We start from the raw sequence: 24840 nt of genomic DNA on the forward strand, positions 1-24840 counted from the left end.
TAAAAACAGGCTATTTAATCAATATAGCCCATTTTTTTCATCCAATCGTTATTAAACATTTTACCAACATATCTGCTACCATGGTCATGAAACAACACCACAACAACATCGTCTTTAGTAAAGTGGTCTTTAAGTTGCAACAAACCTTTTATAGCTGCTCCAGCAGAATTACCCAAAAACATCCCTTCTTCTTTAGCTAAAAGCTGTGTGTAAACTGCAGCATCTTTATCGGTTACTTTTGTAAAACCATCAATTATTGAAAAATCTACATTTTCAGGTAAAATATCTTCACCAATACCTTCGGTTACATAAGGATAAATCTCGTTTTCGTCAAAAATTCCTGTTTCATGGTATTTTTTAAAGACACTTCCGTAGGTATCAATTCCCCAAACCTTTACCTCTGGGTTTTGCTCTTTTAAATATTTCCCAACACCTGAAATAGTTCCTCCTGTTCCAACTCCAACCACAAAATGAGTTACTTTTCCATCGGTTTGTTTCCATATTTCTGGACCAGTACTTTCATAATGTGCCTTTGCATTACTTGGATTATCATACTGATTAACATACCATGAGTTTGGTGTTTCTTGCGACAAACGTTTAGACACCGAATAGTAACTTCTTGGATCATCTGGAGCAACATCAGTAGGACAAACCACAACCTCAGCACCAACAGCTCTAAGAATATCCATTTTTTCTTTGGATTGTTTATCGCTAATTACAAAAATGCATTTGTAACCTTTTACAATTGCTGCTAATGCTAAACCCATTCCTGTATTTCCTGAGGTGCCTTCAATAATAGTTCCTCCTGGTTTTAAACGACCATCAGCCTCAGCATCTTCAATCATTTTTAAAGCCATACGATCTTTTACAGAGTTACCAGGATTAAATGTTTCGTATTTAGCCAATACCAAACATGGCAATTCTTGAGTAAGTTTATTGAGTTTTACCAATGGTGTATTACCAATGGTTTCTAGTATATTTTTAGCGTAGTCCATATTCTTATTTTACTCTGCAAAAGTAGCAAAAAGCATGAGTATAGTTTTATAAAAAGGAAAAGATTCGTAATCGTTTAACGATGTTATACGTATTTCAACTTTAAGGTTTTTCAGTTAATCCCTTTTTTTATAAAAAACATCGAAAAAACTACAAATCAATTAGTTATAACAAAAATTTACAATTAATATTACTTTGTTATTAACCCAAAAATACAATGATTATGAAATCAAAAACTTTTCTTTTCACTACTCTATTAATTGGTATGCTTGCTGGCTTTTCAGCTATTAAAGTAGATGTTTGCCATAATGTAAACAACAACCCTCACACTATTAATATTGCGCTTCCGGCAGCAGTAGCTCACTTAATACAACATGAAGGTGACTCATTAGGAACTTGTGAAGATGCACAAAAAGACGATGAAGTACTAGAAAACAAATAGTTAACTCATTTTTAAAAAAGGCTTTAAGTGAAAAACTTAAAGCCTTTTTTTATTCAAACCTAATTGCTTTTACAGGAGCTATTTTAGAGATAATTACAGATGGCACCAACAACATAAGTAAACACACTACAAACGTACCAATGTTTAATAACAAAATGTAATCTAAGCTTATATACACAGGAATGGTAGATACGTAATACTCTTCAGGATTTGGAAATTTAAGTAGCCCAAAATAGTGTTGCGCAAAAAGCAAAGACAATCCTATAAGATTTCCCCAAAACAAACCTAAACCAATTAAGTAGGTAGCATTGTACAAAAACACTTTTCTAATACTCCAGTTACTACTTCCTAGCGCTTTTAAAACTCCTATCATTTGTGTACGTTCTAAAATAAGCACCAATAAAGCAGTAATCATATTAATTCCTGCAACTAAAATCATGATACCAATTATTCCGTAGGTGTTGTTATCAAAAATTTTAATCCACTCAAAAATAGACAAAAACTTTCGAGTCACTGTTTGTGTATCAAGATTTGAAGGCGTTATTTTAAAAATGGCCCTTCCTTTTTCATCTAATTGTGAATAATCATCAATAAAGACTTCAAAATTCCCAACCTCATCAGGTTTCCATTTATTGAGTCGTTGTACATGTTTTAAGTCGCCAATAACAAAAGTTTTGTCAAACTCTTGAAATCCTGAATTGTAAATTCCAACTATTTTAAAGGCTCTTATATTTGGTATTTGATTAATGTCTTCTTTAGCAAAAACGGTTTGAAATGTATCGTTCAGTTTTAACTTCAACCTATTGGCTAAATACGAAGAAATCAATACTTCATTACTCATTGATTCACCAAAATTTGGCAACTCACCTTCCACTAAAAACTCTTTAAGGTAATTCCAATCGTACTCTCTTCCTACACCTTTATAAACTACACCTTCAAAATCGGTTTCGGTCCTAATAACACCAAACTTTTTAGCCACTGCCTGAATGTGCTTTACGCCTTCAACCTGATTAAAATTTGGGTAAAACTCTTGATTGGTAGAAATTGGAGTTTCAGACTCGTCAGACACATTGGTGTCATAATTGGTAATTATCACATGACCATTAAACGCTACAATTTTATCTCTAACCTTTTGTTGTAAGCCCAAACCAGTAGCAATAGCAATTAACATCACTACAATACCAATAGCAATTGCTGTGATTCCTATTTTTATTATTGGAGCCGAAACACTACTTTTATACGTTTTACTACCAATAATACGTTTTGCTAAAAAAAACTCGTAATTCAAAATAAAAATATGCGATTAAAGGTCCTCAAAAATACGGTTTTATTATTTGTTTTAATAGGAATTTCATGTGGAAGTGGAGCAAAGTCTGAAGATAAAGAACAAAGCTCTAATGAGATGCTTGGACATGCTCAGCATGACGATGCTACTATTATAGTTGGAGCTAATCAAACCGAGGCTTATCTAGACATACTTAAAAATAAAAGCGTAGGTATTGTGGCTAATCAAACTTCGGTGATTTTTAAAGACACCAAAACGCAAGACCAATACACGCATTTGGTAGATTCTTTATTAGCCAAAAACATCAACATTAAAGCTGTTTATGCTCCTGAACATGGTTTTAGAGGAACTGCAAGTGCTGGAGAACTCATAAAAGATGGTGTTGACACTAAAACCAACTTACCTATTATTTCATTGTATGGTAATAATAAAAAACCATCTGCAGAGCAACTTGAAGGCATAGACGTTATAATTTTTGACATTCAAGATGTTGGCGCTCGCTTTTACACTTACATTTCAACATTACACTACGTCATGGAAGCTTGTGCCGAATTGAATATTCCTGTTTTAATTTTAGATAGACCAAACCCAAACGGACATTATACTGATGGTCCTATTTTAGAACCTGAGCACAAAAGTTTTGTTGGCATGCATCCTGTACCTGTTGTACACGGAATGACCATTGGTGAATACGCTAAAATGATTAATGGCGAACAATGGCTGAATAATGGTATTCAATGTGAGCTTACTATTATTCCTGTTAAAAATTACACTCACAAAACACCATACAGTTTACCTATAGCACCTTCGCCTAATTTACCAAGTGACAAAGCTATAAACCTGTATCCTAGTCTTTGCTTTTTTGAAGGTACAAATGTGAGTGCTGGTAGAGGAACTCCAAAACCTTTTGAAATTTACGGAAGTCCTTATCTTGACAAAGAGGTGTATACTTTTAAATTTTTGCCTCAACCAAATGCAGGTGCTAAATATCCAAAACACGAAGGTATGCTATGTTTTGGTGAAGACTTAAGTGGCAAAGATCATTTAAGCCGATTAGATTTAAACTACTTAATAGAAGCTTATAACAATACTATAGACAAACCTATTTTCTTCAACGATTTCTTTACAAAACTTGCTGGAACTACTGAATTACGCAAGCAAATTGAAAACAAACTCACTGCTTACGAGATTAAAAAAACTTGGGTTAGAAGTTTAAAAGCCTATGATGAAATGCGTAAACCGTATATAATTTACAACTAGTCTTTTTTACTTTCAATAGCAGTTATTTTTATATCACCATCACCAATTGGTTTTGGTCTATCATGAAGTATTTTTATAACAAATATGATTTTTAATGGCGATTGATCAACCACAAACATATGTTTTCCTTTACTAAGATGTTTTAAGGATACTTTAAATTCGTTTGTGCCTGCATAAGTATCAATTTCGCGTTTGTACTCTTTATTTATAGAATACACATACGTAATTTTTTTATCGCCTTTAAGAATTAAAGTGTCTTTGGTTTTGTTAAGCTCGTGATATAAGCCGTTTGCTCTGTAGTTATTGTTCTTTTCGAGCAATGCAAAGTCTTTTTGACCGTAGTTTTTTTGTGCAGCAAGCCCAATAAATGAAGCTATTACAAACCTGCGATATTTTCCCATAAAAAAATACTATTAGTTACAACTAATATTGAATTAATAGCTTTTAAATTTTTGTAATACCCTCGTTATAAATCTATATGGATTATTTTTTATAACCCTAAAAAATCTATGAACGGTAAAAAAATAGGAATAATCAGTAAAAAATTTCGATGAAGCACTTCAAAATAAGAATTTTCAATCATTTAAAATTCCAATAAGCACATCTGGATAATCGGTAATAATACTATTTACACCATAAGAAATTACAGTATGCATGTCTTCCTTTTCATTAACTGTCCAAGGAATAATACTATACCCTTCTTTTTGGTATTGAGTCACCACATCTTTAGTCAGTAACTGAAAATACGGACTAATAATTTCTGGTTTAAAACTCAACGCGTTTAGCTTATCAGCAATAACTTCGTTTTCATCAACCAATAAAGCTTGTGTCATACTTGGTGCTTGTCGTTTTATTTCTTCAAGTATTCTTATATCAAACGACTGTAAATTACAACGCTCTCCAATATTATATTCATCAATCACTTTTAAGACTAAAGCAACATATTCTTTAGGCTCTGGTGTATAAATGTTGTCGTATTCTGGTTTTGCCTTTATTTCTATATTATATCTGATTTCAGAATTTAAAGCATCGCTCAACTTAAACACTTCACTCAGCAATGGTTTATGGGTTTTCATGTTTTTTTGCTGAGGAAATCTTGGATGTTGCTTTGTACCACAATCAAACAACTTAATGGAATCGTAATCCATTTCATAAAAATTAAACGCCAAATCCTGATTGATGGAAATCTCTTCTCCGTTAGGTTTTAAGCAATAAAATCGACTCATAAATGGCTCATGAGATACTACAACTTGCTTGTCTTTAGAAATAGCTAAATCCAACTCTAGTGTGTTAACACCAAGCGCAACTGCTTTTTCAAAAGCTGGTAACGAATTTTCAGGAAGCAATCCTCTACAGCCTCTGTGACCTTGCACTCCTATTGTTGTGTTTGTATTGCAACTCATTGTAAACAGTAAAACTAATATGCAGAATACGCTTTTAACGTTGTTCATTTGAAGGTTTAATTGTTGGTTTTTTATACTTCTGAAAAGGTTGTGTCAATAAATTTGAAATTCGGCTGTTTTCAGCTTCATCAGGAAATACATCAACTCCATACACAAGTTTATCTCTATCCAATTCCATATAAGTTCCTAAAAGTCTGTCCCAAATTGAAAAGATATTTCCGTAGTTAGAATCGGTATATGGCAATACATAATGATGATGCACTTTATGCATATCAGGAGATACAAAAAAGTAGCTTATCGCTTTATCTACGCGTCTCGGCAATTTAATATTTGCATGCGTTAACTGTGTAAAAATAACTGAAAGCGATTGATACAAAAACACCAAAGCAATTGGTGTTCCAACAATAAAAACACCTAGCAAAGTAAAACTAAACCGAATAACACTCTCAATAGGATGATGTCTGTTACCTGTGGTTGTATCCACTTTATGATCTGTATGATGCACTAAATGCACCATCCACAAAGGTTTTACTTTATGCTCAACCAAATGTGCTAAATAAGCTCCAAAAAAGTCTAACAACATAACACCTAGTATTGCATATAACCACAAAGGCATTTCTGGTAGCCAATTGATAATACCAAAGTCGTTGTTTTTAACCCAATCGGCAGTTTTTAATAACAAAAATGCTAAACCGAAATTGATAACAATAGTGGTTAAAGTAAAAAAGAAATTAGGTAAGGCATGTTGCCATTTTTTATAATTAAATCGAAACAAGGGAATTGCGCCTTCCAAAAGCCAAAACAAGGTAATACCTCCTACCAGCAATATACTTCTATGTAGAGAAGGTATGGTTTCAAAATAATTAATGATTTGTTCCATCAATTCTATTTTTTTTACAATTTAATTCTTTTTTTCATTTCCTCCACAATATTGTATGCTGCAGGACAAATCGCTACATTTTTCATGGTAAGATTAGCAATTTGCTGAAACTTTTTTCTGTCAGTATGCGGAAACTCTCTACACGCCTTTGGTCTTACATCATAAATAGCGCAATAATTATCAGCATCCAAAAACGTACAAGGTACACTCTGCAATACATAATCGTTATCTTCATCAATACGCAAATATTGGTCAATAAATTGAGAGGGTTTTAACCTAAAATGCTTTGCAATTCTATCAATATCTTTATCGGTAAACAAAGGACCTGTCGTTTTACAGCAATTAGCACATTGCAAGCAATCGGTTTTTTCAAACTCATCTTCGTGTAGCTCCTGCATGATGTAGTCCAATTGTTTTGGTGGCTTTTTTTTAAGCTTGGTAAAGAAGGTTTTGTTTTCCTTATGCTTATCTTTGGCGAGCTTTGGGAGATTATTTATAACATCTTGCATAGTGTAAAAATATAAATTTTAATGAGATGCTGAATCAAGTTCAGCATGACAAAATAATTTTACATAAGTTATTGAAACCAACTCAATAAAATTACTCTAACTGACTCAACAAGTAGTAACAAATGAAAGATATCTTTGGAAAAGCTTTACTGGATTATCAGAATAACAACTATTCTGAAGATATTATAACCTGGACCAATATCTCAGATGAAGATGAGCTTCCGCTTCCTTATTTGTTTAGGGCTTATAAGGATATGCCTAAGCTAGAGCAACACGCTTTACAGCTTGCCAAAGGACACATTTTGGATGTAGGTTGTGGTGCAGGAAGCCATAGCTTGTATCTTCAAGAGAAAGGGTTTAACGTAAAAGCTATAGACATCTCCCAAGGTGCTGTAAAAGTAGCTCAAGAACGTGGTGTAAACAATGTATCGCAAACTGCTATTTTAGATGTTACAGAAACGTTTGACACCATTTTATTACTTATGAATGGTACAGGAATTTTCCAACAGCTTTCTCAGGTTGCCACTTATTTAAAGCATTTAAAATCGTTATTAAATCCTAACGGACAAATTTTAATTGACTCCTCAGATATTTCATATATGTATGAAGACGACGATGGTGGTTTATGGATTGACACCAATGCCAATTACTTTGGCGAGTTAGACTATTTTTTAAGTTATAAAGGTGAAGAAGAACAGCCTATGAAATGGTTGTATCTAGATTTTGACACACTAAAAACCGCTTGCGATACTTTGGGTTTACACTGCGAACTCGTTATGGAAGGTGTGCATTTTGATTATTTGGCGAGGATATTTTAGTTGAATCTATCTTAAATGCGGTTGTGGATTGTTGCACACAATAGTTTTAGTTATAATTCAGCTTAATAATTTTTTCTCCGATTACTAATTCGTCAATAATTTCATCTTTATCAAATGAAGGTCTAAATTGAGCAACTATTTTTCTTTTTGTATTGGCTTTTAGTTTTTGTTCTAATTTATTTGTTCTTGCAGTCAGTTTCATAGACATCACAACAAAATCAATTTTATGTAATTCCCCATTGTTATCACGAATATAAATTTCATTAAAATCTATTTCTTGAGATTGGGAAGAGTTATTTTTAAATTCAAAAATTATTGTAATAAACCTTCTTCCTTTTTCAGCAACAATATTATTTGTATAATATCCATTTCCTCTATCAATTATTCTTTGTTTGTTTATTCCAAATATTCGAAATTCAAGATCTTCAGAATATTCATAGTATGCTTTTCTATCAAGTTTTTGTGCTGTTGCGCTAATTGAGAATAGAAATAAAATCAGAAGTAGTTTATTCATTTTTTATGTTTTTAATAATTCATTTTCAGAATGATGTTCCACTATTATGAGGAACGGTCTTGTGCATGACTTATTCCAGAAAGATAGCGAATAAGATTGGATTTCAATTATGAACCCAACTAAAATGAATTATAGCAGTTTTTGTACAATGGCATTTATGCATATCCGTTAATACTTAAATCATAATATTTTTTCGTTTCTAAATTGATTTTTAGATTATAATAACAATTTCCACCATCTTCAACTTCAAATAATTCATTTTTCCAATATTCCATTCCATGTTCATCACAAAAAAGATTTATCCATACTTCTTTTTGTCCTTCATTGTTGATTATTGGAACATATTGTCTTTTAAATCCATCAATTTTCAATAAATAACGTGATTCAAATAGTTCTTTGTTTGGATTATTTTTTAGTGCAATTTTTCGTGAGTCGTTATTTTCTTTAATAGCAATTCTTAATATTTTTTCAATATCAATTAGTTCTGATTCCGATAATTCGGCAGGTTCAACATTTTTAAACATCCAATACCATTCAGGTTGATATGTTAAAACAGTATAATCAGATTTTGCTAATTTGAATTCTGATTGAGTATTTTGTTCGTTTGCAGTTTCGTCCGTTTTTTTATTTCCGTTACAAGACAAAATTAAAATTAGAAATATAAAGATTATTCTTTTCACAATGTTTCTTTAATTGTTGCACAACGGTCTTGCACAACCGTTAGTTATGATTTTAAAGATACTATTTTATTTATTCTCGGTTGTATAAACCAAATTCCAATTGGAAAGAACCAAATCATAAAAAACTCTCCTATAAAGTCACCAAAAGTTACTATTCGTTTTAATTCAGTCGTTTTGATTGTTTTTGAAACGAAATATAGCAAATAGAATATACAGAACATTGAAAATAAATGCATTGGAATAACAACAAATAACATTTTCCCAATAATTCCACCAACAGCATTACTTCCAGCTGAAATTCCGTAAAATGTAGTTCCGATTACAGCTAAAAGAAAAAGAATATAAATTAGAGGAATAAAGAAGAATATTTTAAACTTTTTAATTTTCATATTTATGTCTGTTGGAATATATTTCTGTAATCCAATTCCAATAGACCAAAACCAACCAAAAAACAGTCCAACATAAAGGAACATTATAATTGGAAATATTTTCATCATATTCAGCATTCCTGTTTGGTTAGAGTTTCCGTTTGAGTCAATATTCGCAAACATTGATATCATAGTAATTATTTGTAATAAAATCGGAATTCCGAACATTAAGGTAAATAACTGCCAATGTTTAGCGTTTAAAAATTTGTTTATCATTCAATTTGTTGGTTTTTTAGTATTAATGGCAACTGATTTGTGTATGGCTTGTTGCGGAAAATCCGTGAGGATTTTCAGAAGTAGGCAAGAACAAGCAATTATATACGTTGTTTTAAAACGTTTTTTCAATCAGTTTTTTTATAAAGTATTCCGAAACAACTATTTTTCGTTTGTGATACATTTTTCTTCTCTTTTCAGTCGTTTGATCTTCTAGTTTTAATCTGGTTCTTAAGTCAATATAAAATTCAGGTGGCTTTATACGAGAATAAGAGAAATTCCAATGCTTTATTTCGTGAATAAATTCCGTTCCATACTTCCTTAAAAATTTGTTTGCGTTAATTCCTTGAGTCAGCTTTTGAGTTGTTATTTTATCCGATTCTACTAAAATGTGTTTACCTTCTTTCGTTTCAAGGGTAACAATATTCTTTTCAGAGTTAATTTGGATTATTCTATGTGGTTTCCAAGTAAATATTTGTGATTGATTAATTCCTAAATTTTGATAGACTTCTGCTTGGACTTGTTTCCAACTAGGTCTTAAGTTAAAAAACTTTCTAATCGATATGTTTAGGGATTTTATCAAATGTTTTACTACTAGTTATTAATATTCCTTTCTGACTAACTCTTACCGTATCACACCATCAACAAAGGTTTGCTCTACTTTTATGTTAGGAATATCATAAACATCAACTGTCATAATATCTTTATCCAAAACTATAAAATCGGCAAACTTTCCTATTTCAATGCTTCCTTTTTCGTGCTCTTCAAAATTAGAGTAGGCTGCCCAAATAGTCATTCCTTTTAAGGCTTCTTCTCTGGTTAAGGCATCTTCTTTTTGAAAACCGTCTTTAGGAAATTGCTTTGTATCTTGTCGTGCTACTGCTGCATAAAAAGTTAAAAACGGACTTACATGCTCCACAGGAAAATCGGTTCCTAATGCAATTTTACCATGTGCATTCAATAGTTGTTTGTAGGCATAAGCACCTTTTACACGTTCATTACCCAAACGTTGTTCCGCCCAATACATATCGCTAGTAGCATGTGTAGGTTGTACTGAAGGTACAATGGTTTTATACATTTCAAAATCTTGCTGTGAAACCACCTGAGCATGCTCTACTCGCCAACGTTTGTCTGGTTTGCTTTGTAATACTTTATTGTAAATAGTCAATACTGCATGGTTAGCTGAATCGCCAATAGCATGCGTGTTCATTTGATATTCAGAATTTGAAATACGTTGTGCCAACGCATCCAAATCGTTAATTGAAGTGGTTAACAGTCCGTATTTTTGAGGTTGGTCAGTATAAGGTTGACGCAATAATGCACCATGCGATCCTAAAGCGCCATCAGCATAGACCTTAAATGATCTTACGTTTAATTTATTGGTTTTATAAATACCTTTTTTCAAGTAGTAATCTACCGCTAATGTATCTTTAGCAGACACCATAGCATACACTCGCATATTGAGTTCTCCTAACTGTTGTAAGCTATCAATAATTTCAATGCTTTCTCTGCTTAAACCTGCATCATCAACTGTGGTCAATCCGTAATCAAAACAAATGTCTTGAGCAGCTAAAAGTGCTTTAGTGATTTCAGTTTTGGTAGGTTGTGGCCAATGTTTTAACACCAAAGCTTGTGCGTTATCGAGTAAAACTCCTGATGGTTTTCCGTTGTTTAATGCAACTTCTCCACCATCAACTTTAGTATTTGCTGTAATGTTACCCAATTTTAAAGCCGCTTCATTACATAATGCTGAGTGACCATCTACTCTTCTTAGCAGTATTGGTGTATCAGGAAATAGTTTAGACAATAGTACATTATCTGGTACTGTTTTGTCATCCCAATCGGTTTCGTCCCAACCTCTTCCTAAAATATAATCGACGTTATTTTTGTTACTAAAGTCCAAAACACGTTTCATCATGTCTTCAAAACTCGTCGTCCCAACAAGGTCAACTTGTTGCTCGTTGAGTCCTAAACCTAAAAAGTGACAATGCGCATCAATAAATCCTGGTACAATTGTCTTTCCATTAGCATCAACAATATTTTCAGAAGTATATTTAGAATTTACCTCAGCGTTGGTTCCTACTGCTATAAATTTTCCATCTTTAATTGCAAATGCTTGTGCTTTAGTAAAGCTATCATCAACAGTATAGACGTTTGCATTGGTAACAATTGTATCTACTTGCTCTTTATTTTGACAAGACAAACAAATTGCAAGTATTAAAAGGAGGTATAAATTTTTCATTTGGTAATAGTTAGTTTACTGTAAAAATAAAAAAAGCGCTCTAAAAAGAACGCTTTTACTATAATTTGTAATGTCTTGACTAAAAATCAAATTGATAGGTAGCTCCACCTAACACCTGAATGCCTTGTACTGGGAAATTCATCCAGCGCTGGTAATCGTTATTTGCAATATTATTTGCCTTAACAAATACCGACAATCTATCAGTAACTCTATAACCTACGTGTGCGTTTGCATCAAAATAGCTATCTAAAGTTACAGTTACAGGACTTGTTGGTACAAGTGTTCCTTCTTCGTAAAACAGGTCCTTTCTTTCGCCAACAAAAAACAATCCTGCTCCAGCAAACCAGTTGTCGTCTATTTGATAATCTAAAAACAATGATCCTTTAATGTCTGGTAAATTCCACGCTTCAGATTGTGCATCAGTACTGTAATTAAAATATTCAGCTTTTATACCAAGGTTAAAGTTTCTATTTATATCAACATTTAATTCTCCTGCAACCGATAATGTGTTAACATCGTCATACACGATACCATACGAGTTACCATATTGATAATCTTCGGTAGCTCCTCCCAACACACTGTTTGACATAAACATCGCTTTGTTTCTATCAGCAAAATAACGTCCACTAATATTATAACTCATGCTATTGGATAATTTTCCTTTTAAACCTACTGAAGCATTGTATTGCTGATCAGTTGGCGCAATAAACAATGTAGGCGACACAAAAGGATTTTCGTTAGCAAAATCATAGTACGAGTTTTGTATCAAACCGCCTTCAATTCCACCATAAGCAATAAGTATTTCATCAACCAATCGGTAGCTTGCTGAAATATTTGGGTAAATGTAAAACTTGTTATCGCTAAACTCTGTATCATTAAGATATACCAAGTTAACACCTAAGTTTACGGTAAGGTCATCTTGCTTTAACTGATAGCTTGGAGCAATTCCAAAATTGATATTTCCATATTTTATAGCATCTTCGGTGTAGAAATTTCTATCAAACTCGCCACCAATATAATCGATAGTTACTTCGGTTTTTATTTCTTCTCCTCTAATTGGAACTGTAAATTCAGAAGACGCAACAAACCTGTTTTCACCAGAATCCTGATCGTCACCAAAACGTCTAAACCTTACTTTTAGATTATCGATAATAGCATCTTCAAAGTTTAATTTACCTCCAAAATGAACATTGTAAAACGAATGTCCTTCGTTAATCATATCAGCTGTAGTTTCATCAAACAATGGTTGTGGCAATCCATACCAATTGTAGGTTTGAAGTCCAAAACCTGCATCAACAGTCCAAGACATATCGCGCAATTGCTTACTGAAATTGGCATTAAGATTGGTGTTTGAAAAATTGTCATCCAATAACAAACCATCAATACCTCCTTGTGATGAATGATGGCTTAAGTAACCACCTACTCGCTCTGTTCTATTTAGTGCATGGTTTAAATACACTTCACCTAAAATAGTAGTGTAAGTTCCAAAACCTAAAGACGCATAATTATCATACAGTTTTATAGGCTTAGCTTTATCAACTGTTGCAGCTTTTCCTTTTGCAGGTGTAAATGTTGAAGCCACAGGAATGGAGAAAATATTGTACTTAACGTCCTTTTTTTGCGCAGTAGTTGAATCGTTTAAAGTTGGTGTTTCCTTAATTTTAAACGCATCAGAAATTGTTGGCGTATAAGGTTTCACAACATTTACCACATCTGTATCGATAGTATCCGTTTCACGTTCTTGTGAAAACCCATTACTTGCAACTACTAGAAATGCTAAAGTGATTATATATTTTATTTGATTTTGCATAGGAATTGTTTTAATTGAAATCAACAAGGATTTTAATTTTCAGATTGAATTGATGAATTGGTTTTAGCTTCTTCAGCTTTGATTTTATTAAGCTCGTCTTGTGCTTCACTAACTACATCATCAAACTCAGCAAAGTTTTTAATAACACTTTCTAAAATGTATGTAGCTTGAAATGCATCTTTAAGTGCATAAAAGTTTTTTGCCATTATAACCAAACCTTTTGCACTGTAATATTTGTAGCTAGAATAGTCTTTTGCTAGTTTTTGAACCGTTGTATTAGACGACTGATAGTTGCCTTCTTTGTGTTTAAAGTAAGCGTTGTAATACAATGCTTCGGCTGCTAATGCTCCTGTAGCTATGCTTTCAACTTTTGCATAAGCCAATTTTGCTTTAGCCTCATCTCCTGTTTTAATTGCAGAACGCGCAATGATAATTTGAGCGTCACTTTTTACTTTATTATCAATTTTAGAATTTTCTAAAACTCTTTCAGCATAGGCAACCGCTTCCTGATAGTTTTCTAATTGATAGTACGCATTCATAAGGTTTGATTGCGCATAGGTAATATTTTGAGGATAATCGGCTTCGGTTTCTAAACGCTTTAATAACGGAACTGCTTTATCCCAGTTAGAAATGTTTAAATAGGTTTCAGATAACTTCACAATAGCTTGTTCGGTATATTCGCCTCTTGGTTTAGCAACTACATACTCATAATGTGGACGCGCATTTTCTGGCAAATCCTGTTTAGTATATAATTCAGCTAAATAAAAATGAGATTTAAGTGCATGCATTCCGTTAGGGAATTCATTCAAATAATTATTGAACTGTTTTACCGCTTTTTGCAAGTTGTTGTCAAGGTATTGCTTCTCAGCAGCCAAATAGGTAGTGTTATCTAATTCGGCATCAGTAACATCAATATAATCAAGCGTTTTTACCCAAGACGCATACTCATCTACGCGACCTAAATCGATATAAATTAAACGTGCAGTAGACACTGCTTGTACTGCTTCTTCGGAATTTGGATAGTCTCTTGCTACTTGTTTAAACTTAGCCAAAGCACGCTCGTTGTCATTTTCATTGTAATACGACAACCCTTGACGTAACAAGGATTTTGAGATAAATACCGAATTTTTATACTCAGCATTTAACCTGTCATACATTTGCATTGCTTTGCTAGTGTTGTTTGCTTTTACGTATGAATTTGCTAGCTCGTACATAGCATCATCTCGTAAAGACGATTTTGGGTACCCATTGATAAAGGCTTCTAACTCTTCAATTTTCTTTGAAGCTTGCCCAACATAACCATAACTCATTGCTTTTTGAAAATATGGGTAGTCCGATTCGATCTCGTTAATTTCTATAGCCTTATTGTAAGAACTAATTGCGTTGTTATAATCGGTTGATACAAAATAGCCATCACCAAGCCTTAAGTAAGCATCGTTTACTCTTAGCTTATCATCACTATTGGTATTGATGAATTTTTGAAAATGCTCACTAGCTTTACTGTAGTTTTTAAGTTTGAAATAGGTATAAGCGAGATTATAGTCGATGTTTTCAATTTCAGGTGTTGTAGCAGATTCTGCATCTTGCTGAAACTGTTTTAAGCCAACTAAAGCATCGTTGTAGTTGGTTAAATGATAATCGGTTTCTGCTTTCCAAAATGTAGCTCGCGCAGTAAATTTTGGGTCTTTAGCCTCGTCAATCGACTTTTCAAAAAGTGCTCGAGCTTCGTTATAATTTATAGTGTTATACACTTCAATTCCTCTGTAAAACGCTACTTTTTGATAAGCAACTCTGTTTTCAAAACTTCGCTTACCTTCTAATAGTTTTAGAGCTTCTTCGTAATTTTTTGAAGTAATGTATGAGTCAATCAATAGAGTTTCAATTTCCTCTTTGTAACCTGTATCAGGATATTTATTGAGATAACCAGTTAAAACTTGTGGAACCGATTGATAAGGGTTTCCTATTTCATAACTTATTTTGGCATAATTTAACCAGGCATCTTCCTGAATTTTTAAATCAAAATCCATTTGAGAGGCATTTCTAAAGGCATTTAAAGCTTCTTGTTTTTTGTCTAAGTTAATGTAGCTTTCTCCTAAATGGTAATAGGCGTTTTGAGCAACACTATTATTTCCTCCTATGATTTTATTGAATTCTGAAATGGCTTCTTCAAAATCGTTTTGCTTGTAATAAGCATATCCTAGTTGGTAGTAATCTGTATTATTCCACTTTCCACGTTTGCCTTTATAGGCTTGTAAATAAGGAATTGCTTCAGTGTACTGTTCTAAATTAAAATAACTTTCACCTATAATTTTTGAAAGTTCAGACACTTCATTGTCATCACTATTTGGTAGTTGTTCTTTAGCAAGTGAAATGGCTTTTTCAAAATTTCCAAGTTTGAAATTTAAATCGGCTTGGTAATACGATAGTTTCTCTTTGTATTTTTCTTCATCACTTACTTGATCAAAATACTCGTTAGCAGTATCATAATCATCACCTTCGTAAGCCATAAACCCGATATAATACTTAGCTTGCGAGCCATATTCTTCAGAATTCACAACTCTATTTAAATATTTTTGGGCTGAAGTTTCGTTGTCTGTAGAATATAAAGCGTAGCCGTAATTAAAGTTAAATCGGTCTCTTTCAGAACGTGCTATACTGTTTTCATCTACCTTTTCGTACCATTTTCTTGCATACGCATATTTTGCATTATCGAAATAGTAATCTGCTACATCTAAGAATGCTGTATTTCGTTTTGTACTCGTTGGGTAAGTATCTACAAAATCTTGAATTAAATCATCGGCATTTTGCTGATTTAAACGCACTGCACAATTTGCTATATAATAGGCACAGTTGGACTCTACCTGCTCGTCTTGGGTTTCATCTTTAATTTGGTCAAACGCTGATTGTGCTGCTTGGTACTGCTTGTTATTATACAGCGTTAAGGCTTTTTGATACGCTACCAAATCGTTAGTATAGGTTGCCGATTGTTGCGCTTGTATGTATACGTTTAGCATTAGAAAACTTACTAATACTACTAATTTACTATTAGTCATTAAGTTCGTTGTTTTGTTGATGTTCAAAGATAAATCAATATCAAATTTATAACGCCAGAAATTATTTATAATTATAAAGAAGTTATTAAATACTAAAAAAAATATTTGGGAGTTTATAATTGCAGCCTTTTAAAAGTGTTATTAAAATAATACATTTACAGCACTTAAATAAAAACTACTCTTAAATGTCTGAAACTATTTTACAATTAAAAGATGTCTCTATATACCAAGGAGACAGTATGGTGTTGAGCGATGTGAATTTTGAAATGGTTAAAGGTGATTTTGTTTATCTTATTGGTAAAACCGGAAGCGGAAAAAGTAGTTTTATGAAAACGCTTTATGGCGACTTGCACCTTACAAAAGGCGAAGGTTCTATTGTAGATTTTGACTTAAGAACACTTAAAGAGAAAGACATTCCTTTTTTAAGAAGAAAACTAGGTATTGTTTTTCAAGATTTTAAATTGTTACCTGATAGAACTGTAAACGGAAACCTAGAGTTTGTTTTAAAAGCTACAGGCTGGAAAGACAAAACCGAAATTAAAGAACGCATAGAAAAAGTGCTGGATAAAGTAGGTATGAAAACCAAAGGATTTAAGTTCCCTCATGAGCTTTCTGGTGGTGAACAACAACGTATTGCTATTGCTAGAGCACTTTTAAACGATCCTGAACTTATACTTGCCGACGAGCCAACAGGAAATCTTGATCCTCAAACCAGTATTGAGGTTATGGAAGTTTTGCAGGAAATCAACAAAAACGGAAATACTATTTTAATGGCTACTCACGATTATGCTTTATTGCTAAAATATCCTAGCAAAACTTTAAAGTGTGATGAGAACAAAGTATTTGAAGTAGTGCAAAGACGTGTATAACAGCCTAAAAAAAATCCTAAAACGTATTGTACCCAAAAAGTTCTTGTTTAAAAACGAGCTCGTTTTTAGACGCTTTTATGGTTTGTTTTATCGCGGAAAAAAATTTCAGTGTAATGTATGTTCCAACAACCTAAGCGCTTTTGTTAACTATAATGGCAGAGATTTAATCTGTCCATTTTGTGGTAGTTTATCAAGAAACAGAAGGCTATGGCACTTACTGGAAGCAAACAAAGCCATTAAAGGTAATGTGTTACATTTTTCGCCTTCAAGAAACATATACCGAAAATTAAAATCTAATCCTTCAATACATTATTACAGCTCTGATTTTGAGAACCAGTTTATTGCTGACTATAATTTTGACATTACCAACATTTATTGTGAAGACCAAAAGTTTGACACTATAATTTGTTACCATATACTTGAGCATATTATTGATGACAAAAAGGCGATGTCAGAAATTTATAGAGTTTTAAAGCCCAACGGAAAAGCTTTCATACAAACTCCTTTTAAAGAAGGTGCTATTTATGAAGATTATTCAATCACTACTGAAGAGGCAAGAAAGGAACATTTTGGACAAGAAGACCATGTTAGAGTATACTCAGTAAATGGATTAGTAAAAAGACTGGAAGATGTAGGTTTTAAAGTTGACATACTAACTTTTGAAAACTCCAGTGAATCAACAAGAAATGGTTTTAAACCTGAAACGGTTTTAATTGTTTCAAAATTTTAAAAACCAAGCCACTTAAACAATCGACCAAACCATCCAGATTTTTCTATTGAACTTTATCCTAATTGAAATTCAATTTCAAAACTCTATATCAAAATATAAATTATTGTTTAGTTTTGAAACATTATAATTATCCACATGAGTTACTTGACCAAAAGACTTTCTGACAAACGCCAATGGAATAAACTTTTTAAACAACGTTTATCTGAGCCATTACATTTAAACTTAATTGCACTTTTTGTTTTTCTTTTTGGTTCTTTTAGAAAAAAAGTAGCTTATGATTTAGTTATACGTCCTCAATATGCCTATGGCATTTTAGAAGCTGCAATTAGTGCCAAAAAACTAGGCTTCACCACTATTTCTGTAATTGAATTTGGTGTAGCTAATGGAGGTGGATTAATGAACATGATTGAAATTGCTAAAAAAGTGACAAAATCCACAGGTATTAATGTTGATATTTATGGCTTCGACACAGGAACTGGAATGCCTGATCCTATCGACTTTAGAGATCACCCTGAATACTACAATACTGGTGATTTCCCAATGAACAAAGCTGCATTAGAAGAAAAAATAACCGGAAAAGCAAAGCTAATTTATGGCCCAATAAAAGACACTTTAGAAACGTTTAAAAAATCATTATCTGAAGATTGTCCTATTGGATTTATATCTGTTGATGTTGATTATTATAGCTCAACCAAAGAAGTTTTAGAGCTTTTCACTGCTGAAGCCCATAGTTTTTTACCACTTACACATGTTTATTTTGATGATATTTTTATGCCTCATCACAATGATAAATGTGGCGAATTGTTGGCCATAAAAGAGTTTAACGACAATAATCCTTACAGAAACATTTCTTATCATCGTTTTTTTGAAAATCAACGCCTATTTAAAAACGCTAATTGGGTAAAACAGATGTATTACTTTCATGTGTTAGACCACGACTATAGATCTAACCTAAAAAGAAACCGCAAAGCGTATGTTTTAGATAATCCTTATTTAAAATTTGAAGGGAATAAAAAACAGTTCGATTAATTATCTTTTTTATAAATATGAGGGTTTTTTCTAATTCCTTTTTTAAATACTTTTCTAACCACCATTCTTACACTAGCATCTAAATCTAAAATAATATTTGTAAGTGTATCTCCTGGTCTTCCTCTAAATTTTGTGACATGAAATTTATCTGTCTTCTTTAACGACTCATCGCTAAAATAATAGTTTGATATGCAACACCTACTTCTATCAACAGTCACTTGATTAACTGAATGCCATGATAAATCATGAGTTGCCATAACTGCTAACCTGTTAAATTTGCTTTCTATAAGTATTGGTTCTTTCTTAGGTCCATTAGGCCAAAGTTCAAGATGCCCACCATTTTCTTTATCCCAATCAGGAGTTACATAATATAATAAATTAAGTACTCTCCAGCGTTCACGTTCAGCATCGTGAGAATTATCTAAATGCGGATTTAAAAAATTGTCCTTTGCCATTAATGATAAACCACCTGCATAAAGAGACTCGTCTGCATATAAAGAATTTATACCACAAATTTCACCAATTAACTCAACTACTCTTTTGTCTTGAAACGCATAGATAACATTTTCTAAAAGCTGATTGTGCTTATTCATTTGCGCAGACACATACTTATATTCTCTAATGCTCTTAAGACATTTCATTTCAGACTTATCAGGAAAAACCTTAAAACATTCTTTTACTAAATTCTCAGGTAACAAATCATCAATAAAAAAGTACCCTATTTGCTCTTTTGAAGTTAAATAGGATTTCTTTATTTCATCTTTTTCCTCAAGAATTTTATTATAAATAAGCTTTGAAATTTCCTCAGTACTTAGAACTCCCATAAAAAACATTTTTCAGTTGCAATTTAAACCTTTTCAGTTAAAGCCTTATTTAAAGCTTTAAAAAAATGTATTTTTAAACTCTATTTTTATGTATTAATGATTTCGGTATTAATTCCTATATATAATTATAACATTGTTGACTTAGTGAACAGGCTTCATAGTCAATTAACTAAAGCCAATGTTGCTTTTGAAATTATTTGTATTGATGATGCTTCAAAAGAGAGTTATACCAAAAAAAATCTACAAATTAACAACTTACCATATACCAATTTAATTGTTTCTGAAGTTAATAATGGAAGAGTAAAAACCCGTCAACTGCTAAGCTCAAAAGCCAAATTTGAATGGCTTTTATTTTTGGATGCTGATGTTTTACCAAAAAGCGATGATTTTATTTCAAAATATTTAGAGTTCTTAAACAAAGAATACAAAGCTATTTATGGTGGTTTTGCTTATTACAAAACAACACCAGAGCCACAATTCATGTTGCGATGGAAATATGGAAAAAAACATGAAGAAGTCGATGCTCAAATTAGAAATAGAACACCTTATAAAGTCATCATTTCTGCAAATTTTTTAATTACTAAAACTTGCTTTAATCACATACATTTAAAAATTAAAGATGAAGGCTATGGCTTTGACAACTACTTTGGTGCATTACTTAAAGAAAACAACATTAGCGTTTATCACATAAATAACGAAGTCTATCATTTAGGAATTGAAAAAAGCGATACTTATCTAACAAAAAAAGAACTTGCTGCTGAAACATTACTTAAACTAGACCAAGAAAACAAAAACATTAAACATGATAACAACTTACTTGCTCTATTTCTAAACTTAAAACGTTTTTATCTTCATTATATTTTTGCTTTATTTTTTAAGCTTTTCAAAAAAATAATGAGACAAAACTTGTTAAGCAACAACCCGTCAATTACATTGCTTCAAACCTATCGCATATCTTATATGTGTTATAAATACTTAGCATAATTTATGACACCCTATTTCTCAATAGTAATACCACTTTACAATAAGGAAAAGCACATTGCGCAAACCTTAAAAAGTGTAATTAATCAATCGTATAACAACTTTGAAGTTGTTGTAGTGAATGATGGCTCTACTGATAAAAGTTTAGAAGAGGCAATCAAAATAAATGATGATAGAATTACGGTTTACAGTATTGAAAACAGAGGTGTTTCGTATGCTAGAAATTATGGAATTAAGCATGCAAAATCTAACCTTATCGTTTTACTTGATGCCGACGACCACTGGAAGAGTCATCATCTAGAGGATTTAAAATTACTCTATGAAAAATTCCCTGATTGTGGCCTTTACGCTAAAGCATACACAAAACGTAAAAACGGAATTAATCTAAAATCAATATATAAAAACATACCTCAAGAAAACAACTGGAAAGGTATAGTTGACAATTATTTTAAAAGCAGTTTAGCCAATAGTATAGCTTGGACCTCAGCAGTTATGATTCCTAAAACAACTTTTGAAAAAGTGGGATGTTTTAATGAGTCTCTTAACTCTGGTGAAGATACTGATTTATGGATAAGAATTGCTCTTAAATTACCTGTTGCTTTTTACAACAAAGTGAGTGCAATACATTTATTAAATGCTCAAAATAAAATCACAAAAACTAAACTAAGCGCCAGAAAACACATTGATTTTTCTACCTATGACGAAGCTACTAAAAACAATATTGATTTAAAAAACTACATTAACCTGAATAGGGTTTCAATGGCTTTACAGTACAAAATTGAAGGCGAAAAAGCCCTTGAAAAAGATATAAAGTCACACATTGACTATAACAGTATTAGTAATCTCCAAAAACTTCTATTGGCATTACCTAAATGGATTGTTATTTTAATTTTAAAATGCAGAAATTTAATACAGCGATTTATTGACCTAAGGATTTTTAGATAATTTAAATGTATCGTAATCTCTTATATAATCAGCCTCATCAAACTCACCAGAAGACAAGACCAAACATACTGCTCCGGATGAAAAATTCTCAAGTTCTCTCCAAACTCCACTAGAAATCAAAAGTCCTTGATTAGGTTTATTAAGCATAACTCTGTGTTTATCTGTTCCATTATCTAAAATAACCTCAAAACTTCCACTCAAGGCCACTAAAAATTCTAATTGCTCTTTGTGAGAGTGTCCTCCTCTATATGCTCCGCTTGGCACATCATATAAATAATACACACGTTTTATCTCAAAAGGCACACAGTTTTTTTCAATAACTGAAAGGTTTCCTCTTGGGTCTTCTATTTTTGGAATGTCTATAAGCTTAATTATCATAAATTCTATCTATATCACCAGATGCTTTTAGCTTTTTATATTGTTGTATGGCTTGCAGTCCTATTATAAATTTATGTGGAATTTCTTTGAATTTAATATACTTATATCTCCACATATACAAAGTATATTTCAACAACCAAAGGTAACTTAAATTACCTAGATAGCGTTGTCGCAATGCAGTTTTGGCAGCAAACGCATTATCACTTCCCATTAAAACTCCTGAGCTTATGTTTGGATGCATTACAATAGTCACACCTTTATGTTGCATTTGTAAGCCTTTGTCAAAAGCATTTCTTAAAAACACATACTCTGTTTCACCTTTAAATGTTGAACCAACTCCAAAATGGTGATTAAACAACACTTTATGCTCTTTAAATACTTTTCTTTTAAACGTGATAACCCAAGTAAAAATCTTTTTTAAGGATTTTTTATTATGAATACCCTCAGGAAAATAATTTGTATATAAATTTCCATCTTCATTAATAGCCTCAAAAGAAATCATATCAGCATTAGGACACTCTTGATAAGCATTAATAATGGTTTGCTTTAAATTGGGCTCGTAAACAATATCATCATCGGCCATCAAACAAACGTCTGCAGTCGCATTCTTTATTGCTAAATTTCGACTTGCAGGAGAGCCTCTTTCTAAAGAATTAATGACTTTGACATTAGAAAACGGCGACGATAAAGTTTTATCTTCTATAGTTTGGTTAACTATAATTATGTCAAAATCTTTGAGGTTATTTTTGGAAAACATTGGCTTTAGGAAATCGAGATTTTCCCTAAACATCGTTGAGATTAAAATTTGTAAAGTCATCGATTGTGTTTAAATAGCCTCTATGTAAAGGTATTTCTTATTTTTGCCTTAAAAGTAGTGTTTTTATGCGAATATTATTGATTGGTGAATACAGTAGACTTCACAATTCTTTAAAAGAAGGTTTAACCGCTTTGGGGCATGAAGTATTACTAGTTGGTAATGGTGACGGATTTAAAAACTACCCTGTTGACATTAGGTTAGACCACTCCTTTCATAGTAAATTCCTTAAAAAAATTAAAATTGGTTTCTATAGACTCACCTCTATTGATATTGGGTCTTGGGAAATCTACTTTAAAACACTTTTAATCAACAAAAAACTAAAAGGTTTTGATGTGGTTCAACTTATTAATGAATCGTCTATTAAAGCCACTCCTAAACTAGAAATCAAATTTTTAAAGCGTATTTTAAAGCAAAACAAAAAACTCTTCTTATTGTCTTGCGGTATTGACTATCAATGTATGAAATATATGATGGAAGGAAAATTTGAGTACAGTATTATGAGTCCTTATTTAGAAGACAAATCGCTTTTTGATCTTTATAAATTTCAGTTACAATATCTAAACGAAGACTACACAAAACTTCACAATTTTATTTACAACAATAGTAACGGAGTAATTGCAACTGATATGGATTACCACATTCCATTATTGGGCAACAAACATTATTTAGGGTTAATACCAAACCCTATTAATATTGAAAAAATAAAATATACTCCTTTAAAGGTTGATGATAAGATTAAAATATTTCATGGTGTAAACACAAAAGCTATTGTTAAAAAAGGAAATCAATATTTTTCTGACGCCTTAAAAATCATTGAGAAAAAATATGGTGATAAGGTTGAAATAAAAACCACTTATAGTATTCCTTACAATGAATATATTAAGCTTTATGACGAATGCCACATATTACTAGATCAAGTTTATGGTTACGACCAAGGCTACAATGCACTTGAAGCCATGGCAAAAGGAAAGGTGGTGCTTACTGGAGCCGAAAAAGAGTTTGAGAAGTTTTATGACCTAAAACACCAAGTAGCTGTTAATGTTAAACCTGATGTTAATCAAATCGTTAATGCCTTATCTGACCTTATCGAAAACCCTGAAAAAATTATTAACATAAGTAAGAGTGCAAGAACTTTTATTGAAGACTACCATGACTATAAAAAAATAGCAAAGAAGTATTCTAATGCATGGAGTAATAATTAATATTTTTTTTACTTAGATTTGAATGCTCAACAAACCACTATACAATATGGACTTAAACTTAATATCTAAAAAAGCAAAAATTGGTAAAAATGTTAAAATTGGCGCTTTTTGTATTATTGAAGACGATGTTGTAATTGGTGACAATACAGTTATAATGAATTATGTTGAGCTTAGAAATGGAACCATTGTTGGTGAAAATTGCTATATAGACTCTAGAGTTTCGTCCTCAGGAAATTGTACAATTGGAAACAATGTTATTATTAGGTATGATAGCATTATTGCTAGACAAGTTGTAATTGGTGACAACACATACATTTGCCCAAAAGTAATGACTAACAACCTTGATACTGAAAAAAAACAAATTGGTGGACCTAAAATTGGAGCTAATGTGTTTATTGGTACTAGTTGTGTTTTACAACACGGAATAAAAATAGGTGACAATAGTATTATTGGAGCACTTTCTTACCTAAATAAAGATGTACCTAATAATGAACTTTGGTTTGGAAATCCTGCTAAATACAAAAAAAGCGTTTAA

26 protein-coding genes are annotated in these 24840 nt (G+C 32.0%); 10 read left to right on the forward strand and 16 right to left on the reverse strand.

The genetic code is table 11. From position 1 onward, the window contains the following. Positions 1-14 precede the first annotated feature (14 nt). A complete protein-coding gene (locus tag DMZ43_RS00620; RefSeq protein WP_131505776.1) occupies positions 15-995 on the reverse strand; it encodes a PLP-dependent cysteine synthase family protein in 981 nt (326 codons plus the stop codon). 221 nt (positions 996-1216) lie between these two features. Here DMZ43_RS00620 and DMZ43_RS00625 point away from each other — a divergent pair, with 221 nt between their 5' ends. Then, positions 1217-1435 (forward strand): hypothetical protein, encoded by a 219-nt coding sequence (locus DMZ43_RS00625; RefSeq protein ID WP_131505777.1) that lies wholly within the window; start codon positions 1217-1219, stop codon positions 1433-1435. 49 nt (positions 1436-1484) lie between these two features. Here DMZ43_RS00625 and DMZ43_RS00630 read toward each other — a convergent pair whose 3' ends face one another. Then, a complete protein-coding gene (locus DMZ43_RS00630) occupies positions 1485-2723 on the reverse strand; it encodes an ABC transporter permease (RefSeq protein ID WP_129759072.1) in 1239 nt (412 codons plus the stop codon). Positions 2724-2732: 9 nt separating this feature from the next. On the opposite strand from DMZ43_RS00630, the gene DMZ43_RS00635 reads away from it, so the two are divergent. Next, a complete protein-coding gene (locus DMZ43_RS00635; RefSeq protein WP_131505778.1) occupies positions 2733-3980 on the forward strand; it encodes an exo-beta-N-acetylmuramidase NamZ domain-containing protein in 1248 nt (415 codons plus the stop codon). On the opposite strand, the gene DMZ43_RS00640 is transcribed toward DMZ43_RS00635, so the two are convergent. From DMZ43_RS00640 to DMZ43_RS00655, 4 genes are all read right to left on the reverse strand, one after another. Next, positions 3977-4381 (reverse strand): hypothetical protein, encoded by a 405-nt coding sequence (locus tag DMZ43_RS00640; RefSeq protein ID WP_131505779.1) that lies wholly within the window; start codon positions 4379-4381, stop codon positions 3977-3979. The two genes, DMZ43_RS00635 and DMZ43_RS00640, sit on opposite strands and share 4 nt — an antisense overlap. A gap of 174 nt (positions 4382-4555) precedes the next feature. Further along, positions 4556-5383: a glycerophosphodiester phosphodiesterase family protein gene (locus tag DMZ43_RS00645; RefSeq protein WP_131505780.1), complete on the reverse strand. Its 828-nt coding sequence runs from the start codon at positions 5381-5383 to the stop codon at positions 4556-4558. Positions 5384-5417: 34 nt separating this feature from the next. Next, positions 5418-6263 (reverse strand): sterol desaturase family protein, encoded by an 846-nt coding sequence (locus tag DMZ43_RS00650; RefSeq protein WP_131505781.1) that lies wholly within the window; start codon positions 6261-6263, stop codon positions 5418-5420. A 14-nt stretch (positions 6264-6277) separates the two neighbouring features. After that, positions 6278-6772 carry a YkgJ family cysteine cluster protein gene (locus DMZ43_RS00655; protein ID WP_131505782.1) on the reverse strand — a complete coding sequence of 165 codons (495 nt, stop codon included), beginning with the start codon at positions 6770-6772 and terminating at the stop codon, positions 6278-6280. A gap of 122 nt (positions 6773-6894) precedes the next feature. On the opposite strand from DMZ43_RS00655, the gene DMZ43_RS00660 reads away from it, so the two are divergent. After that, positions 6895-7590 (forward strand): bifunctional 2-polyprenyl-6-hydroxyphenol methylase/3-demethylubiquinol 3-O-methyltransferase UbiG, encoded by a 696-nt coding sequence (locus tag DMZ43_RS00660; protein WP_131505783.1) that lies wholly within the window; start codon positions 6895-6897, stop codon positions 7588-7590. 46 nt (positions 7591-7636) lie between these two features. On the opposite strand, the gene DMZ43_RS00665 is transcribed toward DMZ43_RS00660, so the two are convergent. The 7 genes from DMZ43_RS00665 to DMZ43_RS00695 all read right to left on the reverse strand — a co-directional run bounded on the left by DMZ43_RS00665 (position 7637) and on the right by DMZ43_RS00695 (position 16530). Further along, a complete protein-coding gene (locus tag DMZ43_RS00665; RefSeq protein WP_131505784.1) occupies positions 7637-8104 on the reverse strand; it encodes a hypothetical protein in 468 nt (155 codons plus the stop codon). Between the two features lie 155 nt (positions 8105-8259). Next, a complete protein-coding gene (locus tag DMZ43_RS00670; RefSeq protein WP_131505785.1) occupies positions 8260-8784 on the reverse strand; it encodes a hypothetical protein in 525 nt (174 codons plus the stop codon). Between the two features lie 44 nt (positions 8785-8828). Further along, positions 8829-9428 carry a hypothetical protein gene (locus tag DMZ43_RS00675; RefSeq protein WP_131505786.1) on the reverse strand — a complete coding sequence of 200 codons (600 nt, stop codon included), beginning with the start codon at positions 9426-9428 and terminating at the stop codon, positions 8829-8831. Positions 9429-9540: 112 nt separating this feature from the next. Then, positions 9541-10008, reverse strand: a complete 468-nt coding sequence (locus DMZ43_RS00680) for a hypothetical protein (protein WP_131505787.1) — start codon at positions 10006-10008, stop codon at positions 9541-9543. Between the two features lie 42 nt (positions 10009-10050). Continuing rightward, positions 10051-11667: an amidohydrolase gene (locus tag DMZ43_RS00685; protein ID WP_131505788.1), complete on the reverse strand. Its 1617-nt coding sequence runs from the start codon at positions 11665-11667 to the stop codon at positions 10051-10053. A 79-nt stretch (positions 11668-11746) separates the two neighbouring features. Continuing rightward, on the reverse strand, positions 11747-13477 hold the full coding sequence (locus tag DMZ43_RS00690; protein WP_131505789.1) for a TonB-dependent receptor: 1731 nt from the start codon (positions 13475-13477) through the stop codon (positions 11747-11749). 32 nt (positions 13478-13509) lie between these two features. Continuing rightward, positions 13510-16530: a tetratricopeptide repeat protein gene (locus DMZ43_RS00695; RefSeq protein ID WP_131505790.1), complete on the reverse strand. Its 3021-nt coding sequence runs from the start codon at positions 16528-16530 to the stop codon at positions 13510-13512. A 185-nt stretch (positions 16531-16715) separates the two neighbouring features. On the opposite strand from DMZ43_RS00695, the gene DMZ43_RS00700 reads away from it, so the two are divergent. The 3 genes from DMZ43_RS00700 (at position 16716) to DMZ43_RS00710 (ending at position 19158) form a co-directional block, all read left to right on the forward strand. Then, positions 16716-17399, forward strand: a complete 684-nt coding sequence (locus DMZ43_RS00700) for a cell division ATP-binding protein FtsE (protein ID WP_129759087.1) — start codon at positions 16716-16718, stop codon at positions 17397-17399. A gap of 43 nt (positions 17400-17442) precedes the next feature. Next, positions 17443-18129, forward strand: coding sequence for a class I SAM-dependent methyltransferase (locus tag DMZ43_RS00705; RefSeq protein ID WP_238155746.1), 687 nt, complete (start codon positions 17443-17445; stop codon positions 18127-18129). 135 nt (positions 18130-18264) lie between these two features. After that, complete coding sequence (locus DMZ43_RS00710) at positions 18265-19158, forward strand: hypothetical protein (protein WP_131505792.1); 894 nt, start codon at positions 18265-18267, stop codon at positions 19156-19158. Here the strand turns inward: DMZ43_RS00710 and DMZ43_RS00715 are convergent. Next, the gene (locus tag DMZ43_RS00715) at positions 19155-19982 is read right to left on the reverse strand and encodes a 2OG-Fe(II) oxygenase (RefSeq protein WP_131505793.1); all 828 of its coding nucleotides are present in this window, start codon (positions 19980-19982) and stop codon (positions 19155-19157) included. The genes DMZ43_RS00710 and DMZ43_RS00715 overlap by 4 nt on opposite strands. A gap of 96 nt (positions 19983-20078) precedes the next feature. Here DMZ43_RS00715 and DMZ43_RS00720 point away from each other — a divergent pair, with 96 nt between their 5' ends. Together DMZ43_RS00720 and DMZ43_RS00725 are read left to right on the forward strand one after the other, a co-directional pair. Further along, a complete protein-coding gene (locus tag DMZ43_RS00720) occupies positions 20079-20966 on the forward strand; it encodes a glycosyltransferase family 2 protein (RefSeq protein WP_131505794.1) in 888 nt (295 codons plus the stop codon). A 3-nt stretch (positions 20967-20969) separates the two neighbouring features. Further along, a complete protein-coding gene (locus DMZ43_RS00725; RefSeq protein ID WP_131505795.1) occupies positions 20970-21908 on the forward strand; it encodes a glycosyltransferase family A protein in 939 nt (312 codons plus the stop codon). Here the strand turns inward: DMZ43_RS00725 and DMZ43_RS00730 are convergent. Next, positions 21891-22286 (reverse strand): FdtA/QdtA family cupin domain-containing protein, encoded by a 396-nt coding sequence (locus tag DMZ43_RS00730; protein WP_129759092.1) that lies wholly within the window; start codon positions 22284-22286, stop codon positions 21891-21893. The genes DMZ43_RS00725 and DMZ43_RS00730 overlap by 18 nt on opposite strands. Then, positions 22276-23103, reverse strand: coding sequence for a glycosyltransferase family A protein (locus tag DMZ43_RS00735; RefSeq protein WP_131505796.1), 828 nt, complete (start codon positions 23101-23103; stop codon positions 22276-22278). Before DMZ43_RS00735 ends, DMZ43_RS00730 begins: the two co-directional genes overlap by 11 nt. A gap of 65 nt (positions 23104-23168) precedes the next feature. Here DMZ43_RS00735 and DMZ43_RS00740 point away from each other — a divergent pair, with 65 nt between their 5' ends. Next, a complete protein-coding gene (locus DMZ43_RS00740) occupies positions 23169-24305 on the forward strand; it encodes a glycosyltransferase (protein ID WP_131505797.1) in 1137 nt (378 codons plus the stop codon). Between the two features lie 46 nt (positions 24306-24351). Continuing rightward, positions 24352-24840, forward strand: a complete 489-nt coding sequence (locus tag DMZ43_RS00745; RefSeq protein ID WP_161566715.1) for a DapH/DapD/GlmU-related protein — start codon at positions 24352-24354, stop codon at positions 24838-24840.

The organism is Meridianimaribacter sp. CL38 (genome assembly GCF_004328055.1).
GTDB classification, from domain to species: Bacteria; Bacteroidota; Bacteroidia; order Flavobacteriales; family Flavobacteriaceae; genus Gaetbulibacter_B; species Gaetbulibacter_B jejuensis.